The organism is Paenibacillus sp. J22R232, from assembly GCF_056269165.1.
On record NZ_JBWDNK010000008.1, the window covers coordinates 187,813 to 207,249 of the forward strand.

Consider the following 19,437-nt stretch of genomic DNA (forward strand, 5'->3'; position numbering starts at 1 on the left):
TAATTAGTACTATAAATTAAAAAGGAGCTGAAACGCCATGGCCCATATATTCATAACCGGAGGAACCGGCTTTGTCGGCACCCAAGCCATTAAACAACTGGCAGCGAACGGCCATCAGATTACTGCCCTAATGCGCTCTGCTCAGCGGCTATCCGTACTCCATGACCAGCTGGACAAAGAGGCCTCCCGCTTGGTATCTGCGGTAATCGGAGATTTGACGAAGCCCGGACTAGGTTTAGCTGAGGCCAGCCTTCGAGTCATACGCCAAGTCGACGTCATCATACATGCCGGCGGCCCAATGGATATTATGCTGAGCGAGTCGCAAGCCAAGCAGGTGTTTCTAGATGCTGCCGACCATTTGAGCAAGTTAGCCTCAGACGCGTTTATAAACGGAAAGCTGCGGCATTTCATACATGTCGTCGGCTTCAAAAGCCCCGTTACCGATCAGAATATGGATCAGCCAGCCGCCATTCATAAACTGCTGGAGCATGAATCCCCCTATGAGCGCATGAAAATAATAGCTGACCTCCATATTCGGGAGCAAGCCAAGCTGCACGGCTATCCCCTTTCCGTCGTTAATCCCAGCGTCGTCATTGGAGACTCCAAAACCGGAAATACCGAACAAACAGGCGGACTCGGAATTCTCGTCGCTGCCGCGCGGCGCAAGCTTATGGGGACCGTCCCCGGCGGCGGCAGCTACTGGCTCCCGCTCGTCCATGTCGATCACGTTGCAGCATTCATCACAGCACTGGCCGAAGAGCAGCAACCCGTTAGCGAGACATATTACCTGTTAGACGAGCAAGGCAGGAGCCCTAATATGACCGAGCTCATTCAAGAAATTAACAAGGAGCTCCGCCTGCGAGCACCTTTTGGCTCTATCCCCTTGCCCTTGCTGAACAAGCTCCTGGGCAGCCCATTGGGAAGCAAGCTCGGCATCCCGCAGCAATCGCTCAGTTTCATCGTGGATACGCCTTTTCCCGCAGAAGCGACAAAGCGCATGCAGCTCGCGCATAAGCTGCCTGCATCAACAAATACCGACATACTCCCTTATGTCGTAGCCGATCTCGATTATCGCCTAGCGCATAAAGAATCCATTCACCCCGGTTTTTCGCGCGGAAAGCGCGGCCCGCTCGCTACGCTGGAGAGAAAAGGAGGCGGCAATCCGCTATTATTGCTGCCCGGCACCTTCAGCGGGGCAGATTGCCTGCTGCCGCTGGCTTCGGAGCTTCACGGGCGCCATGTTTGGATCGCTGATTTGCCCGGCTTTGGACGCAGCCCCTATCATCACCACCCCGGCGGAGTCATCGAGGGTCATGTCCAATCGATAATAGCAGCGATTACCGAGCAATCTCAGCCCGTTACGCTAATCGGACATTCTTACGGCGCCCTGCTGGCAGCGAAAGTGATGGAGGCTATCCCGGAACGCATCCAAGCCTTGCATATGCTGCAGCCCGCACTCCATCCAACGTACGCGCGTTACCGCCTGCCCGGCATTAACCGGTTCATGCTCTCCAAGCTGTCCCGACATGCATTGAATCATTCGCTCATTAATCAGGGCTGTTTCGATTCCCATGAGCAAATCCCTATCAGCTATACAAGCTATATATTAGACGAGCTTAAGTCTCCGCGAGTAAGGGCAACGCTGGCTGACACGCTGTCCGCTTTGACCAAAGCCGATGCCTTCAAGCTCCGGCCAGCCAACTGGAATACCGTCCCAACCCATATCCTGTGGGGCATTCTGGATCGTTATTATACTTTGCCCCAGTCTTACAGCCATCTTCCCGTTAAACGGCTGAAGCGCGGTCATCATTTTCCTATTTCGCATCCAGCCGAGACTGCACAGCTGCTGCTCCAAGCCGGGCTGTAAAGCCCCATTATTGTTTAATGCAAAAAGAAGCGTCCGTTCAATAGACGCCATCGTTTCGGCGAAACGTATAGAGAAAGGATGACCAAACCCCTATCCTTTCCTATACGTCAAAAAAGACGGCTCCACAAGGTCTATTCAGACCTTAGGAGCCGTCTATTTGCTAACCGCGCCGTACCGCTATTTGCTTTCGAGCATATTCATAATGACGGTAATCGCATCCGCTCTCGAAGCGGTGGCTTTTGGCGCGAACAGATTGCCCGTCCGCCCTTGTATGATGCCTTTGTCGCTCACTGCTTTCACGGCGCTCATTGCCCAAGCAGGGATTTCCTTGTTGTCGGCAAAGCTTGTAATTGCATCCGGGTCTAAGGTTAACTTCGATCCCTTGGCAATCATCGACACCATCTCCATCCGCAATATATTAGCGCTTGGACGGAATGTATCGTCCGGATATCCGCTAATAATACCTGCCTTAACCGCTTGCGCAACCGCATCTTTGGCCCAAGCCGCAATGCTTGCTTGATCGGCAAAAGCAAGCGCCTCACCTACGCCCTCCGCTTTCAAGGCGCCCATCAGCATAACGGAGAACTCCGCACGCGTAACGGTGTTGTTAGGCTTAAAGGTACCATCCACATACCCTTTCACGATACCTGCAGCAACAGCTTTCTTAATAGCCGCTTCTGCCCAGTGCCCGGATATATCCGTAAAGCTTGCCCCCACTTCATCCACCGCGAATACGGCAAACTTCGTGAAATGATCGGTTTTCACGGTAATGATGTTTCCACTCACCGTTCCGCCCATTTCGATCCACTGCTTCTTCGTCTCATCGTAGTAGAACACGGAAGCTTTTTTGCCTTCCTTAATGAGAGTCGGATCAAATTTAAAGGTTAACGTAGCCGGAACAATGAAATTGTCAGGAATGGATTTCAATATTTCGAACAGCGGAGATAACAGCTGACTCGTTGAATCCACAATTCCGCCAGTGCCCGTCAGCTTCGTGATGGACAGCTTCATCTGTTCCTTCGTCGCCCCGGCAGGTATAGATACCGTTACGCTGTCATCAAGGCCTAATGTACCCGAGCTTCCAGCGCCGATCGTAACCTCGCCCGAATTGGAGACGCCGCCGGATCCACCGTTATTCCCTCCTGGATTTGTAGGCGTTGTAGGCGTTTCATCCACATCTACCGTAATATCCTGCGTGCCCACCGTCTCGAACCAGCCCTTAACGGTTTTGAAATCATTCGAGAATGCCAATGACAACATCAACATGATGCGGGCATGCTGCGGATTGAGGTTGTCCCCGGCAATAATGCCGTCACTGCCGCCCGTTATCGTACCGGAACCCGTTCTTGTCGTCGAAACGAACGTAACGCCATGATCTTTAATAGCCGCAGCACGTGCCGCGCTCATCTTGGACGAGATACCCGCAGCGCCAGTACCCGCAGTCACGATGCCTTTTGCGCCTTCCTCAACCGATGCGCGAATCGCTCCGCCGCCAGCTTCTTGATAGCTGTAAACAATTTCAACCTTCGGCAGGCTGTCCTTCGAAATCGTTTTGAGATTAAACGGCGATTTCCAATCCGCTTCGCCAGCTTTTAACGCCCGTGCATTCAAACGGTAAATGCGTACTGCCGGATCGTCAACATAGCCGAGCGCGCCGAACATCGGCGTTTCAAACGTATCCATCCGGTGCGCGTTGCTTTTGGTCACCTCACGCGCCGCATGAATGACATCATTCAGCATGACAACCGTACCATACCATTTGGTTTTGTTGCTTCCTGCGACCTTAATGGCTTGATACAGGTTAGCGGGCCCGTCTGTTCCGATGGCATCCCAAGGCCGCATCGCCCCCGTTACAACAACGGGCTTCTCGCTTTGCACGGTCAGATCAAGGAAATAAGCGATTTCCTCCATCGTATCCGTGCCTGTTGTTACAACCGCGCTATCGTATATTTCGAGCGCCGCATCTACCGCTAGCGACAGATCATAAAGCTCTTTCATCGTGTATCCGCCTGATCCTTTGTTGCCGAATTGAAAGGTGGACACATCTGCCGTTTTATGTTTCGGAAGCTCCGCTACCATATCCGCCATCTTATAAGTACCGGCAGCGTAATTCTGGAAATTAGTAGGATCGTTGCCTCTCACCTGACCGGCAAGCGTGCCTCCCGTCGCCACAACAATGACATTGGGCAGCGCGGAAGCTTTATGCTCCGCGGACAAAGCCGGAATGTCGAAGGTCGGGAGCACCGGCGCTTCCTCCGCACGGGCTGAGCTAGTGTAGCCGATCAGCAGCGTACTGAGGAGTGCCGTAATGAGGAGAGGAACGAAAATTTTCTTCGTTGTTTTCGAATGGTTTATTATGTTCATAACCGTACTCCTCTCCGAATTTATGGCGTCACCGGTACTGTTTCAGTGGTTGGCTCTGTTGTAGGCTCAGTAGTTGGTTCAATTGCAGGCTCCGTTGTCGGAGTAGCAGTAGCCGTTGGAAGCTCAGCTTCAGGAGTCGGTTCCGTCACGATCGGTTCTTCTACGGACGTGCTCAATACTGTGTTCTCATCAACGGAAATTTCGACGTCCTGCGTACCGAAAGTCGTAAACCAATTTCTGATTGTGCTTACGTCATTCGTAAATGCGAGTGAAAGCAACAGCATCATGCGAGCATGCGCCGCATTAAGGTTGTCCCCGCCAATTACGTTGCCGGTGCCGCCGTCATAGATGGAGCCCGAACCCGTTCTAGTCGTCGATACGAACACGACACCGTTATCTTTGATAGCCGCTGAACGCGCTGCGCTTAGCTGCGAAGAAATGCCGCCCGCACCCGTACCTGCTGTTACGATACCTTTTGCCCCGTCTGCTACAAGGCCGCGAATCGAGCCGCCGCCAGCTTCTTGGTAGCTGTATACGATTTCTACGATAGGCAGGCTGTCTTTTGAAATCGTTCTTAGATCAAACGGTGATGCCCAAGTAGATTTGCCTGCTTTCGCCGCTCTTGCAGGAGCACGGTAAATGCGAACCGCTGGATCATCCACATAACCTAGCGCACCGAACATCGGAGCATCAAACGTATCATTGCGGTGTGCATTCGTTTTTGTAACCTCACGCGCCGCATAAATGACATCATTCAGCATAACAACGGTACCGAACCATTTTGTTTTGTCGCTGCCCGCCACTTTAATGGCTTGGTATAGATTGGCAGGACCGTCTGTTCCGATAACATCCCACGGTCTCATGGCGCCTGTCACAACGACCGGCTTCTCGCTGCGTACCGTTAGGTCTAGGAAGTACGCGATTTCTTCCATTGTATCCGTACCTGTCGTTACGACAGCGCTATCGTATATTTCGAGCGCCGCATCTACCGCTAACGATAGATCGTAAAGCTCTTTGATCGTATATCCGCCCGATCCTTTATTGCCGAACTGGAAAGTGGATACGTCTGCCGTTTTATGTTTCGGAAGCTGGGCAACTAGATCAGCCATCTTGAATGTGCCCGCTGCATAGTTTTGGAAATTGGTTGGGTCATCGTTTCTCGCTTTACCGGCAAGCGTACCCCCTGTTGCAACTACGATAACATTAGGCAAGCTTGATGTTTGATGTTCAGATGAAAGAGCTGGAATATCAAAGGTTGGAAGTCCCGGCGCTTCCTCAGCGCGGACGAAGTTATTTTTCGCCAGCACGCCCACCATCGCCGCTAACAGCGAAAGCACCAGCAATGGAACGAGCACCTTTTTAGCTAACTCACTCTTAACAATTTGTGTCATGTTATTCTCCTCCAATGTTATATATTTCTCTCTGATCTACTTAATCAGTCTATTTTACGTCAGATATTCTAACAAGTTAAAAATAGGCCAAAAAAGCGCATACATCTGCTTTTAACTTCTTTTTACCGCTATTTTTACCCGTTATCTCACTATATTAAATGATACATTTCTTATATTTATCTCCCTAAATCTAGAAGTGGCGGTCATTCATTCTATTACGTTTATACTATATTAGTATTGATAATTTATCGTTGTATTAATAGATACATTTGAATTTATTTCCCTATTATTTCTTGTTTTTCTTTTGTAAGAGACGGGATATCCACGCCTCCCCTGTCCCGAATTGCTTTTAGTAAATATTAGGCAAACTATTTTCAAATTATGAATCCCATTACATTCCACCACTCAATATGTAACATGTACATAACATAAATTTAATTTCCGAACTCCCTTTCGCGCCATTAGCATCCTTTTTATACGCCACAGCTTTCCCCTCGTTCTGGTTGACACCCTCATTCCCCAATGCTATGGTGGACGTGAGCAGGCATTCCGCTACTTTGGCGGGGTGCCTATCTGTCTATTTGGAAATGAAGGAGGGGAGAAGTCAGCATGATTCAAGTGAAAGAATTTATTGATACGGATACGGTATTTGCCGAGAAGAGAGCCAATGAGTTTCTGGCGGAGCTAAACGATGATCAAGTCATTAATATTTGTTACGGCTCCATGATCAAGACCGCTACGTCCGGCAATACGTACCAACGGAGCACCATTCTGGTCGTATATAAGCAGCTTGCAGAAAAGTAATAAAAGAAAGCGGGTGATCCATCATTAAGCCCCGTCAGGATCATTTTGGGCCACAAGAGACGCAGGGGAACGAGGAACAGGACATTCGAGGTATCCAAAAAGATAAGTGGGAAGTTTTCTTTCGGCTTTTATCTTGTACGGCAGCAGTCGGACTGATAGCCGCAGCAATCGGCTACACCGTTTATCTGGTAATTAAACAATAACTGTCATGAATATGTTAACACTCACTGAAGCCCGGAGGTTAGCCATGAACGACACTACTAACGATAGACTGTTTATGTTGAAAAGCGGAATATTCACAAAACCATAGTCCTCCTCACCCCTTTTTTTTAGAAATGCAAAAAGCAAGCTGCTTGTGCCCTAATGGCACTAACAGCTTGCTTTTTGCATTGTTGCCATATGATTACGCGTGCCCCTGTACCGCAGGGCGCGCATGACGGAAATGACCTTCAACCGGACGCTCCAACCCGAGATGCTCACGAAGCGTGTTGCCCGTATAATCTTCCCGGAACAAACCGCGTTGTTGCAAGATCGGCACAACCTGATCCACAAAGTCATCAAGTCCGCCCGGCAAAACCGGAGCCATAATATTAAATCCGTCACAGCCGTATTCCTCAAACCAATGCTGAATCAGATCAGCCAGCTGAACGGGAGTTCCAACGAATTGAAGATGCCCCCTTGCACCCAGCATTCTTCTGCCTAGCTCCAGCATGGACAGCTTTTCATTACGCGCCATATCCATCACTAGCTGGACTCGGCTTTTCATTCCATTGGACGCTTCGACGGGATCCGGAATATCGGGAAGCTGTTCATCCAGCGAATACTTCGTTAAATCCACACCCAGGAAACCTGACAGAAAAGCAGCAATATGCGCCTCCGGAATGAGCTCCTGCAGCTGCTTGTGCCTAAGCTTCGCTTCTTCTTCGGTAGCACCAAGAATCGGCGATAGCCCTGGCATGATTTTTAAACTGCCGCGCTTTCTCCCGTAATTTCCAAGCTTGCCGTTCACGCTGTCATAGAATGCTTTGGCAGCCTCCAATGACTGCTGCGCCGTGAAAATAACTTCACCCGTGCTGGCGGCGAAATCCTGTCCCGGACCAGACGATCCTGCCTGAATAAGCACCGGATACCCTTGCGGAGATCTCGGAACGTTCAAAGGCCCCTTCGTAGAATAATACGTTCCGGCGTAATCGACCGGCTTAACCTTCGCCTCATCAGCAAACTGGCCAGCTTCCCGGTCAAGCACCAGCGCGCCATCCTCCCAGCTGTCCCACAGACGAGTGACTACATCAACGAATTCCCTCGCCATTTCGTACCTTAATCCGTGTTCCGGATGCTTCGGCCTGCCGTAATTATGCGCCTCAAGATCAAGCTGCGAGGTAACGATGTTCCAGCCCGCCCGTCCTCCGCTAATATGATCAAGGGAAGAAAACTTGCGCGCGACATTAAAAGGCTCGTTATAAGTCGTTGACACCGTTGCCGTTAAACCTATTTTCTCCGTCGCGGCCGATAACGCCGACAGCAGCGTAAGCGGCTCCAGCATTCCCGCAACGGCCTGCCCTACATTGGTCGCATACAGCAAATCCGCAAAAAAGAGCATATCGAACTTGCCGCGTTCCGCCGTTTGCGCCAGCTTCCGATAAAAGCCGACATCAAACATGCCCTCTACGCCGGAATCCGGATGACGCCAGCCAGCGTGATGATGCCCTGCATAATAAATGAAAGCGCCGAGATGGAGCTGCTCGTGCCGTTTCCCCATAATCGATGACCTGCCTCTCCGAACTTGAATGAGTTAACCTTTATACGTATCGCGCCAGCGGAGCCACCTGATTTCAAGGAGCCTTACCGCCGAATCGGACAACTTCCCGAATACCGCAAACAAAATAATGCCGACAAAAACGATTTCCGTCTCCGAATACGCCCTTGCATCTTGGATCATGTAGCCAATGCCGGCGCTTGTGCCCATCATTTCAGCCACAACCAGAAGCAGCCATGAGGCACCCAACGACAACCTTACGCCCAAAAGTATATTAGGGAGCGCAGCCGGAATAATGAGCTTCGTCACCTGCTGCAGCCGCGTATATTGAAAAATGCGAGATACCTCATACAGCTTCACGTCCGTGCTGCGAATACCAAGGAAGGTATTGACGTATACCGGGAAAAACGCGCCTAACCCGATCAGCAGCACCTTCGAGAATTCGCCAATGCCAAACCATAAAATAAACAAAGGGATCACAGAGAGCAGCGGCACGGTCCGAAGCATTTGCAGCGATGGATCAAGTGTCTTCTCCACGATTTTCCCAAGCCCGGCAGATAATCCGAGTAATAAGCCAAGCGTTGCGCCAAGCAGAAAACCAAAGCCCGCGCGGTAGAAGCTGATACCCAAATGCTTGCCCATTTCTCCGCTTGCGCACAATGCGGCAAAGCTTTTCACGATGCTCAGCGGTGAAGGAAGCAGCGTCTCGGATAGGACGCCTAAACTGCTAACGATTTGCCAAAGCAAGACAATAAAGATAGGAACGATCCACCCATGAAGCGGTTTGGGGATGTAGCTCAGCCAATCCTTCCTGACGGGTTTCTCTGCCGTTTCACGAATGATAGAATGTTCGCTCATGACATCCCCTCCCCCTTGTAGCTGTCCTGCCAACGCAGAAGCCGTTTTTCCAGCAGCTTCACGAGTGAATCCGTCAGCTTGCCGACGGCCGCGAAAATGATAATGCCGACAAAGACGACGGAAGTAATCATCAGATAACGGGCATCATTGATTAAAAATCCGATACCTGAGCTCGATCCCATCATTTCCGCAACGACCAAGCCAAGCCACGCAATTCCAATGGATAACCTTACGCCAAGAAAGACGTTAGGGAGCGCCGCCGGCAGCACAAGCTTCGTAATCATCTGCAAGCGGCTGAACTGCAGCACCCGGGCAACATCAAACAGCTTGCCGTCTACCGAACGAATACCGAGAAAGGTATTGACGTAAAGCGGAAAAAAAGCACCCTTTGCGATCAATAAAATTTTCGACGATTCATCAAATCCGAACCACAGAATAAATAAAGGGGCTACGGCCAGATGGGGCAGCGTACGAAGCATTTGCAGCGAAGGATCGAGCAATCTCTCCGTTCTATGCGAGAAGCCTACCCACAAGCCAGCTGCAAGCCCAATTCCGCCTCCTAGCAGGAACCCAAGCAGCGCACGCCAGGTGGATACGCCAAGATGATAGAACAACTCCCCTGACAGCGTCAGATTCACAAACTCTTCCACTATCAATCCCGGCGTAGGAAGCAGCGTAGGATTCAACTTGCCCATCATTCCGGCAATCTGCCAAACAACCAGCAAGCCAATGGGAATAAGCAGGCTAAGCAGCACATTCACAGCTTGAATGGAGAAGCGGCTTCTTTGCCGCTTCTTCGCCGTTTCAAGAGGCTTGCGCAGCGTGCTTTCCACCCCTCCAGATCCAATCATTGCGAACGCCTCATTTCTTCAAAAGAATAAAATTATTTCAACGCCTCTTCAATAAATTGATTGTCAAACACTTCGGAAACATCGATTTTTTTGCGAATGGTTTTTATCTCGAATTGGAAATCTGCCGTTTTCTGCTGCTCCGCAATAATTTCATCCGTTACCGGAATGCTGATCGATTTGGAACGTGTGAAGATCGCCTCAATTACCGGTGCCGGCACGCTCCGCTCCGAGGCGTATCGTTCGATCGCTTCATCCCAGTTGTCATTTTCCCAAGCGAGCGCTTTGTTCCAAACCTTCAGGTATAGCGTCACCAGCTCTGGATATTCATCAGCCAACTGCTTCCTAACGATATTGAACGATGGCGACAGAACGCCCAGCTGTTCACCGTCGGCAAGCACTTTGGCTTTGTCTTGCAGCGTATTGAGCGTAATATTCGGATCCCATGTCGCCCAAGCATCCACCTTGCCCGTTTCGAATGCAGGCTGGGCTTCATCGGGCTGCAATTGAATTATTTCCAAATCCGATGCCTTGAGGCCCGCCTCCCCGAGTCCGCGGTACAAGAAGTTGTAAGCATTGCTGCCTTTTGCCACGGCGACCTTTTTACCTTTCAGATCAGCAACCGTCTGCAACGCGCTATCCTTCGGCACAATAATCGCGACGTTGTTTTTACCTTCAAGCGCTTGCGAAATGACCGTGAATTTAATATCCGCCGCCTGCGCCGCGATGATCGGCATATTGCCGAGACCCGCAAAATCTAGACGATTGGACGCAATCGCTTCGGTCATAGGCGGTCCGCTTTGAAATTCCGCATACTCCACCTTCACGCCAAGCTTGCCGAACTCCTCTTCGAACCATTTCTCTTCAATCGCTTTCCCCATTAAACCGCCGCTGCCTTGGTACCCGATTTTCACCGCAACGCCGTCATAGCTTTTAACATCCGTGCCGCTAACGTTATTCGATTTCTCATTCCCCGCTTTATTGTTATCCGCTGCCGCGCAGCCGCTAATAAATACCGCCAATACAAGGATGGCTGCCGTAAGTAAGCGTAATGATTTCATCTCTCATCTCTCCCAAGCATTCATTTGGTTCTTGCTTAAATATTCGCGCCTTCGTCCACGTCCGGCCCTTCCACCTTCTCGAACTCGTTAAGCACCTTATGACGAAGCTCCTGGAAGGTATGGGCTGCCCGTTTTCGCGGATAAGGCAAATCAATCGGCAAAATGCTGCGAATATGTCCCGGACGGGGATTCATAATGACGACGCGCTCGCCCAGAAATACCGCCTCATCGAGATCATGGGTCACGAACAGCATCGTTGTCCGGTTCTTCTGCCAGATATCCAGCAGCACCTCTTGCATATGCGAACGGGTAAAAGCGTCTAGCGCGCCGAACGGCTCATCCAGCAGCAATATATCCGGGCTCCGAAGCAGCGCTCTTGCAATGGCGACACGCTGAGCCATACCGCCCGACAATTCACGCGGATACGATTGCTCAAAGCCCTTCAGCCTTACGAGCTCAATAAGCTCATCCACGCGCTTCCGAACCTCCGGCTTCCGGAGAGATAAATTCGCCGCAATGTTTTTCTCCACGGTCAACCAAGGAAACAGCCTCGGTTCTTGAAATATAAAGCCCTTCTCGATACTCGGACCGTCTATCGGTTTTCCGTTCAGCAGCACCGTGCCTTCGTATTTCGTATCGAGGCCCGCCACGATTTTGAGCAATGTGCTTTTGCCGCAGCCGCTCGGTCCAATAATCGTAATAAATTCCCCTTGCTTCACCTGAAGGCCGATGCGATTAAGCGCGATAACGTCACCCGAAGGCGTAGCGAATGTTTTATTAAGTTCATGTACAACGAGCATATCTGTGGCCATTTGCTGCTCCCCCTCACTAAATACATTATTAATACCTGTTTACTAGGAATTATGCTAAAATAAAAAGATCTAACGCGTATGGTTACAAACGTTAAATCTCCAGTTGTCTGGTCGATTCGTTCATATGCAAAGCCAATGTACAATCCGAATATAAATTCGGTTTGTTATGTTGCTTATTTTGCGGCATCGATTATTTTTTGTCAATGCTTTTTTTCCTCGATTGTTTACTTCGGTTGTTTGATCTCAAAAAGCCGGATCATAGCCTCCACATTCATCTCCACCGGGACTTCGTAATCTGGCGGGCGCTGGAGTGTCAGGCCTTGTATGAGGCTAACGTAATAAAAGGCCAACTGCAGCGGATCCTCGTCAATGATTCTCCCCATCCGGATACCTTCCTCCATAATGCCTGCAACAGGCGCCAGATTAGCCGTGAATCGGTCGGTAATTGCTTTCTTGATTTCCGGAGGCGTCGATTCCGATAGCCGTGCCGTATGCATCAGAATCGTGAAGGCCCAGTTGGTGCGCAGCGCCAGCCATGTAGAAAGCAGTGTCCTAAGCTTCTCAACGGGGTCCATATCCATTGCTGCCAGTTCAGTAACATGCGCTCCATAGCTCGTCTGCCCCGAGCGAAGCACCTCGCTGAATATTTCTTCCTTCGACTCGTAATAATGGTATACGTTTCCTACGCTTACCTTCGCTTCCTTGGCAATGTCTTGTATGCTCGTTAACTGGAATCCGTTTATCGCCATAACCTTCAAAGCGCTGTCCAGAATATGCTGCATGCGCTTCTCGCGCATTAATTTGTCTTTTTCTACGTTTCTTGGTGACAAGCCGCGTCCTCCTCATGGATTCATAATTGCTTTACCTCTCCGTTCATCCTGCCATTATACATGGAAATACGATAGGCAGTCATTTCCGCGCAACAAGCGCAAACGGCTGTCGCCGTCCTCTGGCGGCTAAGCTTACGTTTCGCGTAGAAATATAGAGAAAGTTGGCGAAAAGATATCCTTTCCTATATTTCAAGGTGAAACGGCTGTCGCCGTCCTTTAATTAGATACCATCGCTTCGACGAAACGTAAGGAGAAAGGATGAGCAAACCCATATCCTTTCCTATACGTCAAAAAATGCTGTCTGAAGGGTTTTGCACCCATTCGGACAGCATTTTTATTCCGCCTCGTTATTTAACGCCCAAGCGCATCCTATAGCTAAATCTAACTTCCAAGGTTCTTCCTGCAAAATAATGCTCGACGCTGCTCCGGAATTGCCGCAGCTGTTCATCCAGCTCCGTCGAGCCCAGCTTAAACACCGTCTGAATGCCGCCTTGGCTAACGGCTAGACCAACATACCTCTTGGCGTCGCAGGTCTCCAAGTTATGAAAGACGATTTCCTTCGAGAAGCGGAACAAGCCGCTATTGTGGATATGCGCCAAATGCTTTTCCTTATCGCGCTTGCTCGCCCGATCCTTCTCCGCCACATGCTTATTGATAATTTCCTCTGATCGTTTGATTAGCTTCTTGTAATCTGCTTCGACTGCCCAGTGCAGCGTTGGCGGCCAATCGCAATCGTAAGCTGCGAATACCCCTTCCGGCTTAAGCACACGGGCGAATTCCCGCAGCGTGCTAACCGGCTCCATCCAGTGGAAGGATTGCGAGCAGGTCAGCACGTCAACGCTCTCCGCATCCAAAGCAAGCTTGTCCGAATAACCTTTGACAAACGATATTGACGCTTCGCCGCCTGGCTCCGGCAGCCTCGAAATCGCTTTGCCTCTCATATCGTCATTCGGCTCAAAGCCGATGATCCGATCGGCATGGCCCAGCCACGCATAGGATGACAACCCCGTCCCACAGCCGACATCAGCTACCAAGTTAGGCCTGCGGCCGAGATAGCTCGTCAAAATATCAATGACGGCTTGCGGCGCTTTCGGCCGATGCTGATCATAATCATTTTCGAATCCCGAGAATCGGTCTACATTATTTTGCGAATGGCTTCCTGAAGTCATGGCACTGCCTCCATTCCAGCTAAAGGGAGTTAGGCGGTTTATTGCCCACTAGCCATAATGATAGCATTAAATTCCGAGTCATGCGCTAGCAGGAAGGTAGCAGCATCCGCCAAATAGTCTGCCTCGACATACAATGCGCCTTTTTCCAATATAACGGTGCGTTTGGCATTTACCTTGAGTGTCAGCTTCCACGATTGCTTCGCAAGCTGCACTTCCTGCGCAGCCGCGTTCCATTTGACCTCCGCACCCCAAGACGCGAATACCGCCCTAACAGGCAAATACGTCTTATCGCCTTTCTTAAACGGCTTTTGGGCGTTCGCGAACTTGACCTGCTTGCCTTCCAGCCATACCTGAACATCCTTGCCAGCAGGGAGCAGTTCAGTACCCTCCACTAACTCTTGTTTGGTGAGAATCGGTTTAAGCGTCTTCGCGTCAACTTCAAGCTGCTTCACGCTGTCGTTCAGCGTGTCAGCAATGTATAGCTTGCCTGCTGAATAAAGCAGCGAGGAAGGCTGATTGAATTGTGCGGCGTCTGCGCCCCCGACCACGTCGCCAGGCGCGCTTTGGCCTGCAATGGAAATAACTTTCCCCGCCCGTACGGCCCGAATGCGGTTATTAAGACTGTCCGCGACGTATAGGACGCCATCCGCATAAGCGAGCCCTCTAGGACGATCGAAACGCGCATCAACGCTTGCGCCATTCACGTAGCCGCCTGCCATATAACCTGTGGTTGCATCAGCCTTTGTCGGTTTGCCCGCAACCGTCGTTACTTTGCCATCCCGAATATAACGAATCAAATGATTGCCGCTGTCTGCAACGTACAAGCCGCCTTTCTCATCGAAAGCAAGGCCCATCGGCTCGTTGAATTTAGCTTCAGCCGCGCCCCCATCCTTGTAACCGCCCGCTTCGCCAGCCACTCCAGCAAAAGTCGTCGTTACGCCTTCAGGGGAGATCACGCGAATGACATTGTTGAGCGTATCCGCTACATAGACATTATCCTTAGCGTCTATCGCAAGGCCAGCCGGAGCATGGAACTGCGCCTCGCCGAATTTGCCATCCTTATAGCCGGACTTGCCGTTACCTGCAGCCGTATACACTTTCTCCTTTACTACTCTGCGCACTACATGATTGTTCGTGTCGCTCACATAGATAACACCTTTGCTGCTTACCGCGGAGTAGGACGGATAATTAAACGTAGAATTAACCGTCGTTCCATCCAAATACCCGCTTGCCGTCTGTGTCGTAAGCGCAGTCAGCTCGTTATCCTGCCACTTGCTGATTTGGTTGCTTCCTGCGCTCACGACGATCAACCCGCCGCCTTCTGCCTCGGCCAGCCCCCACGGCTGGCTGATTTTCCCGATGGCTTGAACGACCATCGCAGCACTCGCCTGCTCGGTTATTAAGGCCGGCTCCACAGCGGTCGCCGCATATGCACTCCCATTAAGCAGGACCAATGCCGTCGCAAGCACCGTCCCTGCTGCTAATACACGAAAGTTCGTTTTCATCGTGTTGCTCCCTTCCTTCGCTTTAAGCTGGAATTAAATTCACAAACACATATACATATAATTGATCTATTTCTTGTCCAGCCGGATTAAGAATCGGAATCGTAAGCTTATAGTCTCCAGGTTCAGCAACCTCTTGCTCCTCATTGCCCGATAAAGTAAAAAATGATGCTTTGAGTCTAATCACAACTTCATCTTCATTTTCATTATCTACGAGTTCATATACCGTATCTGAATCCGAAGGTGGTTCATATGCGAGACATTCCTCATTAAATTGGTTGCAATTTTTTCCGAACACGATATCACCCGTCTTATTGCCGCGCAATTGAAGCGTCACATCAGCATCTTCGGATTCTACATCCAAATAATCAAACGTAACGAAATTATCACTTACTGATGACCGGTTGATAGACATGAGTGTGTACCGCTCCGTCTGCACAACACCGCTCTGCGCATTCTTCAAGCTATTAGGTTTGATTACGACTTGCAAAAACTTGTTATAGTCTGCCGGCTCCTCAAGCGTAACATTGAGTTTGCTTGAATCATTGGCATCAATGGTTACACTGGCAATATTAAGTTCTTTGGCCGGCGAATTTTCCAAAACGCTAATGGTAACCATATCCTTGGTATTCGGATACTCGTCCGTAAACGCAAGATCAGTATTAAAAGGAATGATGAGCGTGTGGGCATCCTTCATTCGCTCATTTCTAACAAGAGGAACCGGAGCAGAATCTACTTGTCCCTCCCATACCTGCACGTATAATTTTACGTTATCCACCACTTCATGCTCGTCTGAATAAAAATCAATTCCAATCTCATACACGCCTGAGTCTACATAATCCGCATTAAAATATTCCGCCTTGAGTGTGACAATCACTTGATTATCCACCTCAGCAATATCCAAAATGCCGCCTAAGTAATATTCGAAAATAGGATAACAATCTGATTCTTCGGTCTCACTTACTTCAGGACACACTTTTCTTATCGACACATCCGGATGGATGGAATCGCCGCTGCTAACATAGGGGAAACCATACCCTAACGAATTAAAAATTACGAACTTGTCATCCTCTAGCGGGATGGAGCCACGCTTAAACGATACGAATTGGTTAATCGTGTCGTGTTTGAACATAAATCCATTTGCAGTTGCTTGGTTTTCGGTCTGAACTCCACCTGTAATCGGGTTTTTTAAGCTACCTCCCAGAACAGTGAGCCTCAACATCGAACCGTAGCTTACCGGCTCATCGAGAGTAATGACCAAACGATCCGAATGCTCTTCATCCAATTTAACTGCGTCAACCGCACCTTCTTGGTATATAAAACGATCAGATTCTTCATCGTAGACTTCCAAGCTCACGATCTCGGAACCGTCAGCAGGGAAAGAAGTATTCGATTCGCCATTATAAGCAACGGAAGTTGTAAATGGTAAAATGAAATTTTTATCGTCTATCATGAAAGATTGAAGATGACTATAAAACATCTGCTGATCAAGCACCGGCACCGCCGGTGTCGGCATCTCTGTAGGAGCCGGCGTCTCCGTCGCTATCGGCGTTGGCGTTGGTGTCGCCGTTGCTGTCGGCGCAGGCGTCGGCACCACTATACTGCCGCCCCCTCCGGTTTGACCCGAACCGTCCTCGTAGACGATTTTGGTGTCACTCGGCGCACTTCCGTTATCCTTTAATGCAGCTGCCGCTTCCTCTTGCTTTTTGACCGCAATCAGCTGTTTGACTTGCTCCACTAGCGCCTTGTCTGCTTTCGGATCCCGCTGCAGCAAGGCAAGGTAATGCTCCAGTCCGACTAACGGAAGATCGCGGAAATCCAGCTTCTCTTTATTGCCGTCGCCGTTACCATCCATGCCGAGCTGCTCGTTCGGGTTAACGACAGTCTCTTCCTTCAGCTGCTCGCCGTGTTTCGTCTTCACTGCTCCTTCGAAAACGCCCATATAGCTCTCGCCTTCCTCGTATTGAACCGTGAATTGCGTCCCCATCACGCCCATGATAGCGGTAGGCGTCTCAATCTCAAAACGCGAATCCCCATCCAGCTTTTCCTTGATCGTAATAAGCACTTTGCCCTTCAATAAGCTCAGGCTCGTCTTACCGCCCAGCGCCTTCGCACTTTTGACCAGCTCGCTGATCACAAGCGTCGTACCGGAACCAATCGTAACCTGCTTATCGCTGTCCAGATCCAGCGTTACTTTGCCGTCACTGCCCGTTATAACCGTATCGCCTTGCGTTAAAGCCATCCCTTTGAACGCATTAAACTTCTTTGAGCCGCCGCCCTTTTTCACTTCCGCCTTGCCCGCAGTCGCTGTAATTTTACCAGCCTTGTCCGTATCCTTCGCCATGACTGTCGTTGGCATAACGATAGCCAGCACTAGCAGCGAAATAAACAGCAGCTTTAATGTCTTCATTGTATTCCCTCCAACTCATAGATTGTAATGCCCTGCTCCTTGCCTTTTACCTTGATCTCGCCAAGCGGGGCCGCATGAATTCGCTCCTTCACCCTTTGGTATACGGCATCGCTCACAATAATTTGGCCCGGCTTCGCGTTGCTCTCCAGCCTCGCCGCCGTATTGACCGTGTCGCCTATCGCCGTGTAGTCCATCCTGCTCTTCGATCCGATATTGCCAAAGACGGCCGGTCCGGTATGGATACCAAGACCAAACTTCACGCCAAAGCCGAACCGCTCTATCAGCTTGCGCTCAAGCGCAGCCGAGCCTTCCTTCATGGCCCAGGCCGCTTCTACCGCACGCATCGGATGGTCCTCCAGAAGCAGAGGAGCGTTGAAGATAGCCATGGCCGCGTCCCCTATGAACTTGTCCAGCGTGCCGTCGAATTTAAAGATGCAATTAGCTGCAAGATCGAGGTACTCATTTAATATTTCTACGATTTCCTCCGGCTCCGCCTTCTCCGAGAGCGGGGTAAAGCCGCGGATATCAACAAACAACACGGTTAACTCCCTGCGCGTACCGCCTAGCTTAAGGCCATCCTCGCCGTTTTTCAGAATTTGGTTCACAACCTCCGGCGCGACATACCTACCAAATATATCGGTAACACGGCGGCGCTCGAACAGCTCTTCCACGTAATGAAAGCCAACGACGACTATACAGCTAACAACGAGCAGCGGAACGGCGTAACCGACCGAAATAATGAGGCCTTTTTCATATAAATAGCGGCCCCCAAGCACAAATAAAGCGATGATGGCGGCAACCGCCGAGAAAGAAATAACCATATTCCATTTCCGGAATATGAAGAACGCAAGCGCTGCCGCAAGCAATAGAACGAGCTCGTTCCACTTCCAATCCAGCCTCTGCTTCAGATTCTCATCCAGCAGCGCTTGAATAATATTAGCGTGGATTTCCACCCCGTACATTAGGCTCTTCACCTGCAGCGGCGTAAGGTAATCATCCTTGAATCCCGTGGCATAAGGACCAATCAGCACGATTCTATCCTTGAAATATTCAGCAGGAACATCGCCGTTCAGCACCGCCGAATAAGGAATGGCCTCATATTGGCCAGGGCGGCCCGTGTACGAAATAGGAAATTGGCCAAATGCGTCAAGCGGAAGCACATCCGCATTCGCGGTCTCCCCGAGCCGCTCCTTAAACATACGGTAGATAACCCAGGAAAAGCTCTCTACCCGTTCCCCTTCGTCCATGAAGCTGTATAAGGAATTGCGTACGACGTGATCCCGGTCAGGTATCGTATTGATATGCCCGACTGCTGCCGCCGCTGCCTTAAGCTCCGGGAAAGGCTCTGACATTTCAAGCGCCTCGATCTCCCCCTCCTTGGCAGAGGAAGCGAACGTCCCGTACACCGGCATGACCACATTGCCCGCATTCTTAGTCGCGCTAATTAACGCTTCATCCGACGAAGGATCGTCTGCCGAAGGAGCCGGGAACGTGACGTCGAACGCGATGACCGCAGGGTCGCCAGCATCAAGCGTTTCAATAAGCTGCGCATGGACATTCCGGTTCCACGGCCAGCTCCCATAATCCGTTACGCTCTCGTCATCGATTGCAATAATCGCAATGCGCGTATCAATATCGCCTTCCTTCTGCATAAAGCGGTCTTCGAAGAAGTAGTCCATCGTATCCATCGTGCCCCGGTACATCAGGAACATGGATAAGGCGGTCAGGACCGCCATAATATGGACCAGCTTTATTTTCATCACAA

Annotated in this window: 14 protein-coding genes; 2 read left to right on the top strand and 12 right to left on the bottom strand. The window is 50.4% G+C overall.

All coding sequences use genetic code 11. The annotated features are described in order from the left end of the window. The first annotated feature begins 37 nt into the window (after nt 1-37). Nucleotides 38-1,867, top strand: coding sequence for an alpha/beta fold hydrolase (locus AC0YN3_RS22240; protein ID WP_475777141.1), 1,830 nt, complete (start codon nt 38-40; stop codon nt 1,865-1,867). Between the two features lie 177 nt (nt 1,868-2,044). Here AC0YN3_RS22240 and AC0YN3_RS22245 read toward each other — a convergent pair whose 3' ends face one another. Together AC0YN3_RS22245 and AC0YN3_RS22250 are read right to left on the bottom strand one after the other, a co-directional pair. Further along, a complete protein-coding gene (locus AC0YN3_RS22245) occupies nt 2,045-4,231 on the bottom strand; it encodes an asparaginase domain-containing protein (RefSeq protein ID WP_475777142.1) in 2,187 nt (728 codons plus the stop codon). Between the two features lie 20 nt (nt 4,232-4,251). Further along, a complete protein-coding gene (locus AC0YN3_RS22250) occupies nt 4,252-5,622 on the bottom strand; it encodes an asparaginase (protein WP_475777143.1) in 1,371 nt (456 codons plus the stop codon). Nucleotides 5,623-6,231: 609 nt separating this feature from the next. Here AC0YN3_RS22250 and AC0YN3_RS22255 point away from each other — a divergent pair. Further along, nucleotides 6,232-6,426, top strand: a complete 195-nt coding sequence (locus AC0YN3_RS22255; RefSeq protein WP_441946026.1) for a sporulation protein Cse60 — start codon at nt 6,232-6,234, stop codon at nt 6,424-6,426. A 403-nt stretch (nt 6,427-6,829) separates the two neighbouring features. Here AC0YN3_RS22255 and AC0YN3_RS22260 read toward each other — a convergent pair whose 3' ends face one another. The 10 genes from AC0YN3_RS22260 to AC0YN3_RS22305 form a co-directional block, all read right to left on the bottom strand. Beyond that, on the bottom strand, nt 6,830-8,185 hold the full coding sequence (locus tag AC0YN3_RS22260; RefSeq protein WP_475777144.1) for an LLM class flavin-dependent oxidoreductase: 1,356 nt from the start codon (nt 8,183-8,185) through the stop codon (nt 6,830-6,832). Between the two features lie 33 nt (nt 8,186-8,218). Then, a complete protein-coding gene (locus AC0YN3_RS22265; RefSeq protein WP_475777145.1) occupies nt 8,219-9,040 on the bottom strand; it encodes an ABC transporter permease in 822 nt (273 codons plus the stop codon). Next, nucleotides 9,037-9,891 carry an ABC transporter permease gene (locus AC0YN3_RS22270; RefSeq protein WP_475777146.1) on the bottom strand — a complete coding sequence of 285 codons (855 nt, stop codon included), beginning with the start codon at nt 9,889-9,891 and terminating at the stop codon, nt 9,037-9,039. The genes AC0YN3_RS22265 and AC0YN3_RS22270 overlap by 4 nt, the downstream gene beginning before the upstream one ends. A 32-nt stretch (nt 9,892-9,923) precedes the next feature. Next, nucleotides 9,924-10,949, bottom strand: a complete 1,026-nt coding sequence (locus tag AC0YN3_RS22275) for an aliphatic sulfonate ABC transporter substrate-binding protein (RefSeq protein ID WP_475777147.1) — start codon at nt 10,947-10,949, stop codon at nt 9,924-9,926. Nucleotides 10,950-10,984: 35 nt separating this feature from the next. Next, complete coding sequence (locus AC0YN3_RS22280; RefSeq protein WP_475777148.1) at nt 10,985-11,761, bottom strand: ABC transporter ATP-binding protein; 777 nt, start codon at nt 11,759-11,761, stop codon at nt 10,985-10,987. Nucleotides 11,762-11,985: 224 nt separating this feature from the next. Next, a complete protein-coding gene (locus tag AC0YN3_RS22285; protein WP_475777149.1) occupies nt 11,986-12,591 on the bottom strand; it encodes a TetR/AcrR family transcriptional regulator in 606 nt (201 codons plus the stop codon). Nucleotides 12,592-12,938: 347 nt separating this feature from the next. Continuing rightward, nucleotides 12,939-13,760: a class I SAM-dependent methyltransferase gene (locus tag AC0YN3_RS22290; RefSeq protein WP_475777150.1), complete on the bottom strand. Its 822-nt coding sequence runs from the start codon at nt 13,758-13,760 to the stop codon at nt 12,939-12,941. Between the two features lie 38 nt (nt 13,761-13,798). Continuing rightward, the gene (locus tag AC0YN3_RS22295) at nt 13,799-15,265 is read right to left on the bottom strand and encodes an NHL domain-containing protein (RefSeq protein WP_475777151.1); all 1,467 of its coding nucleotides are present in this window, start codon (nt 15,263-15,265) and stop codon (nt 13,799-13,801) included. A 22-nt stretch (nt 15,266-15,287) separates the two neighbouring features. After that, the gene (locus AC0YN3_RS22300) at nt 15,288-17,672 is read right to left on the bottom strand and encodes a FecR family protein (protein ID WP_475777152.1); all 2,385 of its coding nucleotides are present in this window, start codon (nt 17,670-17,672) and stop codon (nt 15,288-15,290) included. Continuing rightward, entirely contained in the window at nt 17,669-19,432 is a 1,764-nt protein-coding gene (locus AC0YN3_RS22305) for a CHASE2 domain-containing protein (protein WP_475777153.1), read from the bottom strand. The genes AC0YN3_RS22300 and AC0YN3_RS22305 overlap by 4 nt, the downstream gene beginning before the upstream one ends. Between the last annotated feature and the right edge of the window lie 5 nt (nt 19,433-19,437).

What these genes read in the sequence shown, in the direction of transcription:
- AC0YN3_RS22240 (WP_475777141.1), top strand. Translation starts at nt 38, where the DNA reads ATGGCCCATATATTCATAACCGGAGGAACCGGCTTTGTCGGCACCCAA.
- AC0YN3_RS22245 (WP_475777142.1), bottom strand. Translation starts at nt 4,231, where the DNA reads ATGAACATAATAAACCATTCGAAAACAACGAAGAAAATTTTCGTTCCT.
- AC0YN3_RS22250 (WP_475777143.1), bottom strand. Translation starts at nt 5,622, where the DNA reads ATGACACAAATTGTTAAGAGTGAGTTAGCTAAAAAGGTGCTCGTTCCA.
- AC0YN3_RS22255 (WP_441946026.1), top strand. Translation starts at nt 6,232, where the DNA reads ATGATTCAAGTGAAAGAATTTATTGATACGGATACGGTATTTGCCGAG.
- AC0YN3_RS22260 (WP_475777144.1), bottom strand. Translation starts at nt 8,185, where the DNA reads ATGGGGAAACGGCACGAGCAGCTCCATCTCGGCGCTTTCATTTATTAT.
- AC0YN3_RS22265 (WP_475777145.1), bottom strand. Translation starts at nt 9,040, where the DNA reads ATGAGCGAACATTCTATCATTCGTGAAACGGCAGAGAAACCCGTCAGG.
- AC0YN3_RS22270 (WP_475777146.1), bottom strand. Translation starts at nt 9,891, where the DNA reads ATGATTGGATCTGGAGGGGTGGAAAGCACGCTGCGCAAGCCTCTTGAA.
- AC0YN3_RS22275 (WP_475777147.1), bottom strand. Translation starts at nt 10,949, where the DNA reads ATGAAATCATTACGCTTACTTACGGCAGCCATCCTTGTATTGGCGGTA.
- AC0YN3_RS22280 (WP_475777148.1), bottom strand. Translation starts at nt 11,761, where the DNA reads ATGGCCACAGATATGCTCGTTGTACATGAACTTAATAAAACATTCGCT.
- AC0YN3_RS22290 (WP_475777150.1), bottom strand. Translation starts at nt 13,760, where the DNA reads ATGACTTCAGGAAGCCATTCGCAAAATAATGTAGACCGATTCTCGGGA.
- AC0YN3_RS22295 (WP_475777151.1), bottom strand. Translation starts at nt 15,265, where the DNA reads ATGAAAACGAACTTTCGTGTATTAGCAGCAGGGACGGTGCTTGCGACG.
- AC0YN3_RS22300 (WP_475777152.1), bottom strand. Translation starts at nt 17,672, where the DNA reads ATGAAGACATTAAAGCTGCTGTTTATTTCGCTGCTAGTGCTGGCTATC.
- AC0YN3_RS22305 (WP_475777153.1), bottom strand. Translation starts at nt 19,432, where the DNA reads ATGAAAATAAAGCTGGTCCATATTATGGCGGTCCTGACCGCCTTATCC.